Genomic DNA, 12,801 nt, shown 5'->3' with positions numbered 1-12,801 from the left:
CTTAAAAAACATAAAGCGAAAGGATAAATCCTTCCTCCGTTAAGTAACGCGAATCGAATTCTTGTAATTCTAATGTTTCAATTATATCATGCATTTGTTGATTTAATTCGCTATCTAGCAAATTTAGTTCACGTTTAAAAAAATCACTATTGATATGATGAATTCCATTCATTTCTATAAAAATAAGAAATATTGCACTTGCAATTAACTCCGATTTATCCTGGACTTTCTTTCTCAGACTGGAGTAATCACACCACATCTTTAAAAGCAACTTCATATCATATATAGATAATTGATATTTTTTCGCCATAATCTGCAATAAAACTGTAACATTAAAATCTGGATCATCAATAATTGTATTCTGCTCAAAATGCACATTTAATCTTTCCGGCTGCACGACGTTTAGCTTTGCTAAATTAACTAAAATATCAATTGTATGTCTTACTAAAATAGCATGACGCTTAAAAAAATCTGCTATACCTGCAAGCGGATCTTGAGCTTTATATAATTCACATTGATGTAAGATTTCTTCCTTAATTCGTTTACGCAAAATCTTACTAACCGGAATACTACTAATATAATTTAACATTACGATACCATTCACATAGATATGACCATAAAATAGCATCTTTTTATAATCTCCAATTCCGTAATCTGGCATTGGTAATTTTATAATTTCATCTGTAAATAGATCTACACATTCTACCATCGAATTATTCAAAATACGCTTAATATAAAAAACAGTAAATTTTGCTTGTAACAAATCAGAAATGACATGCTTTTCATCATGTGTCAGTTCAGTTTGTTTCATTTTATAAAAATGCGCTAATGGTTTACTATCCGTTTCTATCAAGTGATAGTCAAATAAAAAATAATCCCAAAACCCTAACCAAAACTCTTCACCATCATCCTCAGGGATAGCATTGAATGGACCTGAATATAAACTTAATGCTCGATTGAAATCTGCAATGAACTTCTCCCCTTTAAAATAACGTCCAATATCAGATAGCAAGCGTTCTAATAATAAATTTAGCTTATCAGCGATATCCTCTAACAATAAATCTGACTCCTGAAAATTTTCATCAAAAATTGTTGTTCCCATAGTCATCTCATTTGGTAAAGATAAAGATTCAACAGATGAAAATTTCTGTTCAGCATTATGCAATCCATCTAAACTTAAAAGTACATTCTTTTTAATTAAATATGCATAAAAATCTTTTAAGACAATAAAAATATCTTTTAAAGCTTGCTCCTCATCATTATCCTTTTTTACATCATCAATAATCCACAATAATAAATTTTGATAATCATCTTCTACTATTTTATCTAAGTCTACAAACTCTTCATATGTAACATAACGAAGAAAAGCCTGCAAAACTATCCATACTTCTTCTAATTCACCATGGCCTAAGCCCTGCCATGCTCTTTGGCGAAGATATCCATCAACAAGAGAACGGGTAATAATCGGATAGTAATCAGACAATTCCCGATAAAAATCTTGAATCTTCTCATATACGTTCTTCATTAAAATTAATAATCTCCTCTTTCTTTCCTGCATTATTCATTATATCATTTAAATAAAGAATCGACCACTATCTAAATATGCAAAAAAGCGGGAGATCATCTCCCGCTTAAAATCAAAATAAAAAAACACCATAATGGTGCCGAGGACCGGAATCGAACCGGTACGGATATTTCTATCCGCGGGATTTTAAGTCCCGTGCGTCTGCCAGTTCCGCCACCCCGGCATAATATATAATTTTGGAGGCGACACCCAGATTTGAACTGGGGAATAAAGGTTTTGCAGACCTCTGCCTTACCACTTGGCTATGTCGCCTTACTATGGAGCGGAAAACGAGATTCGAACTCGCGACCCTCGCCTTGGCAAGGCGATGCTCTACCACTGAGCTATTTCCGCATATAAAACTTACTTCTGAAAATCATGGTGCCTTAGGACGGAATCGAACCGCCGACACGAGGATTTTCAGTCCTCTGCTCTACCGACTGAGCTACCAAGGCAAATGGCGACCCGAAGGGGACTTGAACCCCTGACCTCCGCCGTGACAGGGCGGCATTCTAACCAACTAAACTACCGGGCCGTTATCAGTGACATCATTTATTATATCATTTAACAACATTAATGTCAACTTATTTTTCAATCCATCGCATATACCTCAGCGACAATTAATATTATATGTATTTTACATCATATTGTCAATACTTTTTTTTAAATTAATCCAGCCTTTTTATATAAATCATAAAAATGATGCGTCGGTCCTACGCCCTTTCCTAATGAAAATCCATGTTTTATTGCAATCGTAACATATTCCTTTGCCACACGAACAGCATCCTTTATCTCTAGCCCTTTTGCTAATCCAGCTGCAATTGCAGATGAAAAGGTACATCCCGTACCATGTGTGTGAATCGTTCGAATTCTTTTATTCGGAAAAACCATCATCTCTTTCCCATCATATAATAAATCACATGCATCACCTTCTAAGTGCCCACCTTTCACTACAACATATGCTGCTCCCATCTCATTTAATACAAGCGCAGCTTTTTTCATTGATTTCATATCTATTACATCAAACCCTACTAGCGCACTTGCCTCATGTAAATTTGGCGTAACAATTAATGCTTTTGGAATAAGACATCTTTTTAATGTATCTACCGCCTCTGGTTTTAATAAATAGCTGCCACTCTTTGAAATCATTACTGTGTCTAATACAATATTCTTCGCATGATTTCTCTCTAAACTCTCTGCAACAGTTTCAATAATCATACTGCTAGATAACATCCCTATTTTAACTGCATTAACTGCAATATCTGTATATACTGCATCAATTTGAGCACTAATAATCATCGAATCCATCTCTCGAATCTCAGTTACACCACAAGTATTTTGCGCTGTAATTGCAGTAATTGCACTCATTCCAAATACGCCTAAAGCCGAAAATGTTTTTAAATCTGCTTGAATTCCAGCACCACCACTTGAATCAGATCCCGCTATTGTTAACGCTGTTTTCATCATTATCTCCTGCCTTTTATATTCGTGACCGAATTTCTTTTAATCTTTCAATTAAATGTGCATCTAATTTTTCTTCTAAATCAACTAATTCTCGCGCATCAAAAGTATATGTCATTTCTGGAATTTGATTAATTCTTGCATCTCCAAAAAATTCATCTCGAAAAATATTGTAATAAATAATAAAATTACTTTCTTTTTCGAAATCGCAATAGTCAAAAATAATATAAGAGCCATTAATACATCGAACAGGTTCTGATGGATTAATAAATAAAGTAAACCCTTCTATTATTCTAGGTAATTTTTCTATATATTTCCATGTTAATATTTTTTTATCAATCACAATACTATCTAAATTATTTACATCAAAAATTGCAATACTCTTTAATGAATTTTCAAAACGAGTTTTCAACAATTCTTCAAAATCTTCTAATTTAGAAGTAATAAAATCAATATTACAAAACTCAGTTAAACCAATTTTAGTTTTAACCTTATATTCTTTTGTCTCTTCATGATAATAAACACTCATTTTTCTACGCCTTTTAGCGTCTTCATAAGTAAAAATATAATACGCATCCCCTATGGTGTCCATATCATATTTTAATTGAAACCCAAATAACTCCTTTGGAAGCTGCTTTATATATTCCCATTCTTTTACTTGTTCAATAATTTGCTCCACAAAAATTCCTCAAATCTTTTAAAGTAATCCTTGATGGTAGAGGGTTACTCTACCTGAACTCGGTCGCCCTTATCCATGGATAAGTCATTAAATTCAATCATTAAAAAACAAAGTTTTGTTTTCATCTATTTTATACTATATCACAAAAAAAAGAGACTGCATATGCAGTCTCTTTTTTTGCTTTTATTATCTTGCGCGAAATGTTTTACAGTTTGTTTCTGCTGAGCAACCACAGCTTTTTTTATCCGTACATACTTCAATAGAGCTTGCTTGGCAGGAATCACCTGATCCATAATATTGACAATTGCTAACTATACATTTAACATCTTTAGCCATATCTAATCACCTCCTAACAAGATTAGTATGATTAAAAATTTTTATTTTATTCGACGACAAAAATCACAACCCAAAAATGGAAGGATTTTCTGTTTTTTAGACGAATAGAATATTATATCTTGATAAACAGATAATAATAAACTTTATTATAGGAGTGATATATAATGAATTTAAAAGAAATTAAAGGAATTGCAAAAAAATTTGGTATAGCACCTCGATCAATGAAAAAAGCTGAACTTATTCAAGCAATTCAAAAAGCTGAAAATAATATTCCTTGTTTTGGAACTGCAAATGGAAATTGTGATCAGGATAAATGCCTTTGGCGTAGTGATTGCCTAAAATAATTTATTTTAAAATAACAAAAACCGCATTAAGCGGTTTTCTTTTTTATTGTGCCTCTTTTATAAACGCACCCAATATTCCATTTACAAATTTAGGTGATGAATCTGTACCAAATCTCTTTGCAAGCTCAACAGCTTCATTAATAACAATATTAGCCGCTAATTTTTCTTCGCTAAAGCCAAGTTCATATAAAGCAATACGAACAATATTCCGATCCACACTTGGCATACGATTTACTTTCCATTCTGTAGAATGTTTAGAAATCAATTCATCAATTTTACCCAAATGATCTTTTGTTCCACAGACAAGGATTTTTGCATATTCTCTCGCGCTATCGCTCATATTTTTTTTCTCATTCAGTGCAGATTCTAATGCTTCTACGCTTTCCATTTCATTAAAATCTAATTGAAATAGCGCTTGTAATGCTACTTCTCTTGCATTTCTACGACTCATAAAAATTCCATCCTTTAATCATATATTACGAAATTAAACCTATTTTAACAAAAAACTTCTCTATAAATCATTAAATAAAATTCATTTATCTAATAACTAATCTTCTTTAAGATTCTCATCTTCTACAAGCGAGAGTTAGTACTAACTAAATTCCTAGATAAGTACAACTAAAATTCAGAAAAACTATATTGAATTTAGCCTTACTTTATTTTCATTAAGAATTAAATTTAGTATATGCCTCATTAGTATCTCTTAAATCCCGAAGGAATAATCTTATTAACAATCTCCATTAAATCATCTTTATCATCTACGCGTTTTCCAATAAAAAAACCTATTAATACACATAAAATAATAAACAAAGTTTTTAAAAAACCTACATATAAAATAAGCGCTCCCATAAAGAATCCAACAATTGACCCTATCGTCTTTCCTGAATTTTTCTCTTTTAGTTTTTCTATCAGCGAATTTATATAGCCTTTAAACTCCATGACTACCACCTCTATTAAATTAAACAACTCTAGGTTTCGAAGCCACTGTATTAGATATATCCTCAATACAAACCTCTACATCCATAACATCAATTCCCACAATTTGCTGCATTCGTTCCTTGACAAGTTGCGTAATTTTATTTGTTAGCTCCGGAATAATTTGATCCGGCCCCACAACAATTTTTAACTTAAGATTTAATCGACTTGATTCATTCGTATTTTTAGAAGGCTTGTCCGCATATACTAAAACTTGAATATCTCGCACGCCATTTATCGCTTGAATACTTTTTGTTAATAAGTTTTTTATCGCTGCAACAGTAACATTCACTTGACCTAACTCAGTAACAACAACAATAGCATTGAAATTTTTATTTGAATGTGCTGACTTACAGCTCACCAATAACAATCTTAAAGCAATTATTGCTATCAAAAGCGCTACTACTCCAGTTTCCCATTGTGAATATAAATAAATTAAATTATTCTGTAAAAAATCATCAGAAAACAGGTGTAGAGATACAATCGCTACACCCGTACTTAGAGTAAATATCGTTAAACTAAAAATTAGAAGAAAAAATCGATCTAGTATCTTCATGAAAATCCCATCTCTTCCTTAACGAACTCTTGTGTCTTCAACCTTATTATCTTCTGGAAATCCGACCCCTTGTACATGAACATTTACTTCGACTACATTAAGCCCAGTCATATTTTCAATTGCTTTTTTTACATTTTCTTGAACAGTCAACGCAACATCTGGAATACGTACACCATATTCAACAATAATATATAAATCAACGGCAGCCTCACGTTCTCCAACTTCTACCTTGACACCTTTAGCAAAATTTTTTTTACCTAAAATCTCAGCAATTCCGCCTGCAAGCCCACCGCTCATCGCAGATATTCCATCCACTTCCGTTGCCGCTAGCCCAGCAATAATACTAACTACTTCATCCGCAATACGAATTGTACCACCTGTATTTACATTCGTTTCAACTACTTTATCCATAACAAAACCTCCCGCCATCCATATCTAAATCTATACTACCTAACTAAATTATAACAAAAAAATATTATAGTTACAATTAGGGCTTAGCTTTTTCTTATTCTTTTACACTGATTGTTATATTTTCTTTTTTTATATTGCCGATTCTACTCACTATATCAGCCACTTGCATTACTTCGTTTTGTGATAAATTGCTCCCCCTAACTAAAATGCTAGCTGAACTATCCCGACAAAAAACTAATGCATCAGAAAAACCTTTTGCCCTAATTAAACTTTCCATTTCATTTTCCCGCTCTTTTTCCTGTAGAATTTTCAAGATATTTGCCTGCGCATTTTTCCGAATTTCTTCAGTTTGACCGTTTTTAATTGATTCCCTAAGAACATCTGACTGTTCACTACGCATTTTATCCCGCTCTAGTCGGTATTCCATAAAAAAATCCACATTATTTAAAGGTTCTTCCTCTATTTTGCTAACCACTTGAACTGCATTTGATGAATCGGCTTTTGCATTTTTCATATACTCAATATTTCTAATTATATAGAGAATTCCCAATAAAATAAAGAAGCATACAATTATTATATAATTTTTATGTTTTTTTAACTCAATAATCATCCACTAAAACCTCACTTTTGCTTTGGTAATACAGTAATTTTATAGCTTGCAATCCCAAGTCCCGTAGCAACGGCTTTTGTTAAATCAGCTTTTATATTAGAATTTACCGCTCCATCAGCTACTACCATTACGCCTTTTATTTCCGGCTTAACTTCTCTTATTACAATCGCTTTATCCATTCCATTTTCTTTACTCATTAAAATTTGGTTACTCTCTTTAGATTCTGTTGTCGTTCTAATTCCGCCCGAAGTATCCTTTTCTTCAGTTGTTTTTGTTTCTTTCGTTATATTTTGTGCAGTTTCTTTAGATGATCCCCCTTCTAAAGTAACACTAACAGCAACATTTCCAGCCCCTTTAACCTTTGACAACAACTGTACAATTTTATTTTCTATTATTTGCTCTTCATTTATTGGTGTGGATTGATTAATTACAGAGGTCTTTAGATTTGTATTTTCTTTTTCCTCCAGATTTGTTTGTCCATTTAAAACATTACCTAAAATTAATAACAAAATACCAATAACCCCAACCCAAACAACGCGCATATTGAATATATTTCCTTTTAATATAGGCATAAAATACTGCTCATTTATATTTCTCCATTTACTTAAAATCCCGCTCATCTAATTTCTCCTTACATAACCTGTATTTTAATAATTTCTAAAGGAATCTGATAAAGTTCAGATACCGTATGCAAAACTTTTTTTTCAGTTTTTTCATCTAGTTTTCCTATTTCATTATTTTCTTGCATTCGAATATGAATTGGTTTTATATTCAACCCTTTTCCTTGCTGCTGAATCATAATTTCAACACTTTCGACTTTTCCCTGCTTAACATTTTTATCTGCATGTACAATTACATCTACATTTTGAATGCCTTCTAAAGATTTTATTGTAGACTTTATCTGACGAGCTAATTCCTTTTCATAAATTTTAATATACATGTGCTCATCTTGCCTTATTTCATATTTAGCTGAGAAATTATCCTGTTTAAACACAGGAATATCCTGTCCTGACTCAATATCTTCAAATAAATTAACAATAGGATTCAAAATAGCCATCATGATTAACAAACCAACAATTACACGCAAAAATTTTTGCATTTGACTGCTCGGTAAAAGCATCTCTAAAAAAGTAGCAAATACAACAAGAAAAATTAAATTTTTTGCCCATTCAGAAATTGCTTGTATCATTACTACCACCTACCTTTATCCGATAATGCTGAAATTAGAGTAAAATATCTTTGAAGCAATTTGTATTGTTTCAAAATAAAGTTTTGTAAAATCACTCTACTTATCTAAGCATTACAGCCATGCTTCCTATTCCAACAATCATTGTAATCGCTAAAAAAAACATAAGAACTACTGTTAACAAAGCTCCCGCTGCCAATAATAAATGGTTGCCTATCGACATTAAGCATTTTGCCATTCGCTCGTCCCCCATTGGCTGAATTAAAGCTCCTGTAACTTTTATAATCAACACCAAAGAAAACATTTTTATCATTGGCAATAAACAAATCATTATAATTACAATTACCCCAAAAATTCCTATAGAGTTTTTGATGAGCAATGCCGCCCCCATAGCTAATTCAACTGTATCAGCAAAAACCTTACCAACCACAGGGATAAACGATGCTGTTGCAAATTTTGCAGTACGTAAAGTCAATCCATCTGCGACACCCCCTGTCACGCCTTGAATAGTTATAATTCCAATAAACACAACCATCATAAACCCTAAACAAACCATACTACTTTGTTTTAGCAGCGATGTAAGATTACTTAATTTATATTTATCAGCAATATAATTTGTACATTCTAAACCTGCACTAATCATAAGAAGCGGAAAAACTACCGTTTTTACTAGATTACTAATCATACCTACTACAATAACCATCAATGGAGAAAATAGCGAAGCAGAAGTTAACGCTCCTACTCCCGCAAGTAACGTGATCATCAAAGGTAATATAGCTTCCATAAAAGTAACCATACTGTCTATTGTTTTCGCGGCAATTTGCAATGCATGATAAAATGCCGTTAACGCAATAACGGATAAAAATACAAAACACACACTATACGCCAACATTGCAATAGATGAATTTTCAAAAGAATTTTGCAAATTTCTAAGCAATGTACAAAGTACAGCTAGAAAAAGTAATTTTCCCATAATTTCTGCATTCGTTACTATTTCATGAAAAATTTTTCGCATGATATCATTGCCGATACCTGTAAAATCAAGATCAAGCCCTTTTTCTGCAATTTTCTTAATTGTCGCTATATCCAATGAGGGCACCGTCACTGTTAAATCTTTATTTATATCATCTATAAAATGATTTACTGCATCCGTAGATAATGTTGAAAAAACTTCAGCCTCTATTTCATCGCGATTTACTACTTCTTCAGCATATACGTTCGTTGTAAAAAGAAAAAAATAAAGAATTATGGTAAAAAATTTTTTCATTTTATCACCCTATGGTATTAGTTTTACAATAGTATCTAAAACTAAAGCAATAATTGGAACTGCCATGACCATTACAAATACTTTTCCTGCAAACTCAATTTTACTTGCAACCGCTCCTTCTCCTGCATCACGACAAACTTGTGCACCAAACTCAGTGATGTAAGCAATTCCAATAATCTTTAAAAGAGTATTTAAGTATAGCGAGCTAATTTGTGCCTTTTCCGCTAGGTCGCGAAACAATGTTAAAACTACATCGATTTTGCTTAATACTAATAGAAAAATTATTGCAGCTAGTGCCAAACTTAATTGAACAGCCATTTCCGGTCTATCCCTGCGAATAACGAGAATTAATAATGTAACAATAAATCCTAAACCAATAATTTGCACTATTCCCATAGCTACACCTCTTATAAGAGCTTAAAAACATCTTGCACTGTGTGAAATAAACGCCCCAAGAGTTCAACAACCCAAAGTAAAACTAAAGTAAATCCAGCCAATGTGCATAAGTGTGCCATATCTTCTTTCCCTGCTTGTTTTAATGCAGTATGGAATACAGATACTAAAATCCCAACGCCTGCAATCTTAAATAATAAATCTAATCCCATCCTCACCCCTCCAAGGCTCCTAAATCAACATTAGAATAATTAATAAGCCGCTGCATAACCCTAGATATCGATACATTTTACAATTTGCATCACAATTTCTAGCAGCTTCACCGGCTAAGAAATCAAGTCTTTTTTCAATCATTGTCAAATACTTTTCTTGTTCAATTCTATCCATAATTCCCAACTGACTAGCAAAAAGAATCAGAACTTCTTTATCCTCTTGATTCAATGCCAATTTTTTTTCATAAATAGAAAGTGTTTGTATAATTGCACCCTTAGGTGTAAGCGTGTAATCCTCTTGCAATCTTTTAGAAAAATCCGAAAAAAAATCTGCCGTTATTCCTTCTATCCCTTTACTACAATCCGCAATCCCCTCAGATAAAGGAACTGCTCCGTAAGTCATATATCCTTTCAACGATACAATACAACTTAAAATTTGCCGTATGTGCCTTGCTCTATTTTGACATTGTTTTGCTAAATATAACCCAAAATATGTACACGAAAATAAAATAAAAATACTGCCAGCAATTTTAAACCACATAAAATCACCAACCTTTATATTGAAAATATCGCCGCTTCAGTTTTTGCATCAATAATTTCCTTTACCGTTCCAATGGATGGTTTATTCGTCAAAATTATATAACGTTCAAAATAACGTTGCCGAATTAAATCTGAAATATAAGGCCTATTCGCTATATCAGATATAGAACTTCCATGCACTGTAGATATTACACTTACCCCTGCATGTAGTGCTTCTTCTAATGCAACGACATCCTCTTTTCTTCCCAATTCATCTGTAACAATTACAGCAGGTGCCATGGTTCTAATTAACATTAAGATACCCTCTGCCTTTGGGCATCCATCTAAAATATCAGTTCGCATCCCTATATCCATACACGGTACTCCATCTCTTACAGCTGCTAATTCGCTCCTTTCATCAACTACCCCAACTTGTACACCTTTAAAAAAAGAACATCCATTACTAAAATTTCTTATTAAGTCTCGCAATAAAGTAGTTTTCCCCGCCCGTGGCGGTGCAACGATTAAAGTATTTAAAACATGGCTTTCTTTTATTAAATATGGGATTATTGGCCGTGCACAATGAATCACACTTTTGGCAATTCTAAAATTTAATGAACTAATATTTTTTAAAGCTTTAATATGTCCATGATCCATAATTGCTTTTCCTACAAATCCAACTCTATGACCACCCTCAATTGTAATAAATCCCAATTTCAATTCCTCTTCTAACGCATAAATGGAATTTTTACTTATCATTTGCATAATTTTTTGTAAGTCCGAACATTTACAAATATAGCTGTTACCATTTGTCTTTAACACCAACTCCATTGCCGGTACAATCAACAAAACCGGTTGATTAACCCTAAATCTAATCTCAATTACATCTTCTAATATGCATTTATCTACTAACATTAATAGTTCTATTAAATTCTTAGGCAAATAACGATGTATAATCTCTGTAAAAAACATAAAGTCTCCTCTAGTCTTATATCATCTTTCTACTATAAATATGCAAATACTAAAAAAAATAGTACAACTATTAAAAGAGGGCATGAAAAATATTTCATGCCCTCTTTTAAAACAATATTTTATTTTATAAAACAACTACTTTATTATAATCCAGGATGATGAGAACCGTAATGATGATCATAATCATCTTCGTCATGAACTTCTGAATAGTCGCAATCAATCATTGTGTCATAAACAACACCGCCACAATGCGGGCAGGTAACTTCAATATCTTCTTTTGCATCAAGTATATCAGCCTCAAAAGACACATCTTCATGACATACCGGACATTGCATTTCTATAAGATCATCTTCACAAATACAGTTTGAATCATACACTTCATCTTCTAAATCGTTCAAATCTTCATCTAATGTTTCTACATAGCTTTCTAAATCTTGTTGTTGTAAATAAATATCCTCAACATCTTCTGCCATATCATTAAGAACATCAATAATATTTAATAATACTTTTCCTTCTGGTGTATGTTCATCTACATTTAAACCTTTTGTTAATCCATGTAAATAAGCAACACGTTCTTTAATTCCAGCCATATCAAAACCTCCTTTTAGCACATATAACGGATTCTAATTGTATTATGCTTAAAAAAACAGGTTCTATGCTAAAAACAAAAAAGCTGTCATAAAAATTATTTTATGACAGCTTTTTAATTCTGAAAAGCATCGCTTATGCTCTTTCGATATAATTTCCTGTACGAGTATCAATACGTAATACATCACCTTGATTGATAAATAAAGGAACACGAACAGAATAACCAGTTTCAAGTTTTGCCATTTTTGTTGCACCTGTTGCTGTATCACCACGTACACCAGGATCACATTCTACTACTTCCAACTCAACAGAATTTGGTAAATCGACGCCAATAATACTACCTTTAAAAGTTTGTAAACTAATGTCCATATTTTCTTTTAAAAATTTTAAAGCATCGCCAAGTTGCTCTTTTGTAAGTTCTGTTTGATCGTAAGTTTCATTATCCATAAATGTATACATACCATCATTTTCATACAAAAATTGCATTGCACGATTTTCAAGATGCGCTTTAGGCAATTTTTCATTTGGGTTAAACGTACGTTCAACGACTGCACCAGTTTTAACATTTTTAATTTTAGTTCTTACAAACGCAGCACCTTTACCAGGTTTTACATGTTGGAAATCAACAATTTGCCATACAGCATTATCAATTTCAAGAGTTAAACCTGTTCTAAAATCACTACTAGATATCATTACTTAAGCCCTCCACATCCCATATTATGGGTTTA

The 12,801-nt window shown here is 32.4% G+C and carries 19 protein-coding genes and 5 tRNA genes; 1 reads left to right on the top strand and 23 read right to left on the bottom strand.

The window, feature by feature from the left end; translation table 11 throughout:
• Window position 1 precedes the first annotated feature (1 nt).
• From P3F81_RS05220 to P3F81_RS05180, 9 genes are all read right to left on the bottom strand, one after another.
• Window positions 2-1,525 (bottom strand): hypothetical protein, encoded by a 1,524-nt coding sequence (locus P3F81_RS05220; protein ID WP_147670703.1) that lies wholly within the window; start codon window positions 1,523-1,525, stop codon window positions 2-4.
• 134 nt (window positions 1,526-1,659) lie between these two features.
• Window positions 1,660-1,748 (bottom strand) — tRNA-Leu (locus P3F81_RS05215).
• A gap of 14 nt (window positions 1,749-1,762) precedes the next feature.
• Window positions 1,763-1,837 (bottom strand) — tRNA-Cys (locus P3F81_RS05210).
• Window positions 1,838-1,843: 6 nt separating this feature from the next.
• Window positions 1,844-1,918 (bottom strand) — tRNA-Gly (locus P3F81_RS05205).
• A gap of 25 nt (window positions 1,919-1,943) precedes the next feature.
• Window positions 1,944-2,019: transfer RNA gene (locus tag P3F81_RS05200), tRNA-Phe, on the bottom strand.
• Between the two features lie 3 nt (window positions 2,020-2,022).
• Window positions 2,023-2,099: transfer RNA gene (locus P3F81_RS05195), tRNA-Asp, on the bottom strand.
• 128 nt (window positions 2,100-2,227) lie between these two features.
• Window positions 2,228-3,028, bottom strand: coding sequence for a bifunctional hydroxymethylpyrimidine kinase/phosphomethylpyrimidine kinase (gene thiD, locus P3F81_RS05190; RefSeq protein ID WP_147670705.1), 801 nt, complete (start codon window positions 3,026-3,028; stop codon window positions 2,228-2,230).
• A 16-nt stretch (window positions 3,029-3,044) separates the two neighbouring features.
• The gene (locus tag P3F81_RS05185) at window positions 3,045-3,704 is read right to left on the bottom strand and encodes a hypothetical protein (RefSeq protein WP_309320722.1); all 660 of its coding nucleotides are present in this window, start codon (window positions 3,702-3,704) and stop codon (window positions 3,045-3,047) included.
• A gap of 186 nt (window positions 3,705-3,890) precedes the next feature.
• Entirely contained in the window at window positions 3,891-4,040 is a 150-nt protein-coding gene (locus P3F81_RS05180; RefSeq protein WP_147670709.1) for a DUF1540 domain-containing protein, read from the bottom strand.
• Window positions 4,041-4,204: 164 nt separating this feature from the next.
• Between P3F81_RS05180 and P3F81_RS05175 the strand changes: the two genes are divergently transcribed.
• Entirely contained in the window at window positions 4,205-4,384 is a 180-nt protein-coding gene (locus tag P3F81_RS05175) for a Rho termination factor N-terminal domain-containing protein (protein WP_147670712.1), read from the top strand.
• A 43-nt stretch (window positions 4,385-4,427) separates the two neighbouring features.
• On the opposite strand, the gene nusB is transcribed toward P3F81_RS05175, so the two are convergent.
• The 14 genes from nusB to efp all read right to left on the bottom strand — a co-directional run bounded on the left by nusB (window position 4,428) and on the right by efp (window position 12,766).
• On the bottom strand, window positions 4,428-4,835 hold the full coding sequence (gene nusB, locus P3F81_RS05170) for a transcription antitermination factor NusB (protein WP_147670714.1): 408 nt from the start codon (window positions 4,833-4,835) through the stop codon (window positions 4,428-4,430).
• Window positions 4,836-5,077: 242 nt separating this feature from the next.
• On the bottom strand, window positions 5,078-5,323 hold the full coding sequence (locus P3F81_RS05165) for a DUF2273 domain-containing protein (RefSeq protein WP_147670717.1): 246 nt from the start codon (window positions 5,321-5,323) through the stop codon (window positions 5,078-5,080).
• Between the two features lie 19 nt (window positions 5,324-5,342).
• Entirely contained in the window at window positions 5,343-5,915 is a 573-nt protein-coding gene (gene amaP, locus P3F81_RS05160; RefSeq protein ID WP_147670719.1) for an alkaline shock response membrane anchor protein AmaP, read from the bottom strand.
• Between the two features lie 18 nt (window positions 5,916-5,933).
• Entirely contained in the window at window positions 5,934-6,326 is a 393-nt protein-coding gene (locus P3F81_RS05155; protein ID WP_147670721.1) for an Asp23/Gls24 family envelope stress response protein, read from the bottom strand.
• Window positions 6,327-6,420: 94 nt separating this feature from the next.
• The gene (locus tag P3F81_RS05150; protein WP_147670724.1) at window positions 6,421-6,936 is read right to left on the bottom strand and encodes a SpoIIIAH-like family protein; all 516 of its coding nucleotides are present in this window, start codon (window positions 6,934-6,936) and stop codon (window positions 6,421-6,423) included.
• Window positions 6,937-6,947: 11 nt separating this feature from the next.
• Entirely contained in the window at window positions 6,948-7,556 is a 609-nt protein-coding gene (locus tag P3F81_RS05145) for a SpoIIIAG-related protein (RefSeq protein ID WP_147670726.1), read from the bottom strand.
• 11 nt (window positions 7,557-7,567) lie between these two features.
• Window positions 7,568-8,125, bottom strand: a complete 558-nt coding sequence (spoIIIAF, locus tag P3F81_RS05140) for a stage III sporulation protein AF (protein ID WP_147670728.1) — start codon at window positions 8,123-8,125, stop codon at window positions 7,568-7,570.
• A gap of 100 nt (window positions 8,126-8,225) precedes the next feature.
• Complete coding sequence (gene spoIIIAE, locus P3F81_RS05135; protein ID WP_147670730.1) at window positions 8,226-9,389, bottom strand: stage III sporulation protein AE; 1,164 nt, start codon at window positions 9,387-9,389, stop codon at window positions 8,226-8,228.
• A 9-nt stretch (window positions 9,390-9,398) separates the two neighbouring features.
• Window positions 9,399-9,785 carry a stage III sporulation protein AD gene (spoIIIAD, locus tag P3F81_RS05130; RefSeq protein ID WP_147670733.1) on the bottom strand — a complete coding sequence of 129 codons (387 nt, stop codon included), beginning with the start codon at window positions 9,783-9,785 and terminating at the stop codon, window positions 9,399-9,401.
• An 11-nt stretch (window positions 9,786-9,796) separates the two neighbouring features.
• The gene (gene spoIIIAC / locus P3F81_RS05125) at window positions 9,797-9,994 is read right to left on the bottom strand and encodes a stage III sporulation protein AC (protein WP_147670735.1); all 198 of its coding nucleotides are present in this window, start codon (window positions 9,992-9,994) and stop codon (window positions 9,797-9,799) included.
• 19 nt (window positions 9,995-10,013) lie between these two features.
• Entirely contained in the window at window positions 10,014-10,535 is a 522-nt protein-coding gene (locus P3F81_RS05120; RefSeq protein WP_147670738.1) for a stage III sporulation protein AB, read from the bottom strand.
• A gap of 14 nt (window positions 10,536-10,549) precedes the next feature.
• Window positions 10,550-11,485: a stage III sporulation protein AA gene (gene spoIIIAA / locus P3F81_RS05115; RefSeq protein WP_147670740.1), complete on the bottom strand. Its 936-nt coding sequence runs from the start codon at window positions 11,483-11,485 to the stop codon at window positions 10,550-10,552.
• 143 nt (window positions 11,486-11,628) lie between these two features.
• Window positions 11,629-12,075, bottom strand: coding sequence for a CD1247 N-terminal domain-containing protein (locus P3F81_RS05110; protein ID WP_147670742.1), 447 nt, complete (start codon window positions 12,073-12,075; stop codon window positions 11,629-11,631).
• Window positions 12,076-12,208: 133 nt separating this feature from the next.
• Window positions 12,209-12,766 (bottom strand): elongation factor P, encoded by a 558-nt coding sequence (efp, locus tag P3F81_RS05105; RefSeq protein WP_147670744.1) that lies wholly within the window; start codon window positions 12,764-12,766, stop codon window positions 12,209-12,211.
• Window positions 12,767-12,801 lie beyond the last annotated feature (35 nt).

Origin of the sequence: Selenobaculum gibii, from assembly GCF_030273445.1 — a bacterium.
In the GTDB taxonomy this organism is placed as follows: domain Bacteria; phylum Bacillota; class Negativicutes; order ICN-92133; family ICN-92133; genus Selenobaculum; species Selenobaculum gibii.
This window is presented reverse-complemented; position numbering and strand designations above follow the sequence as displayed.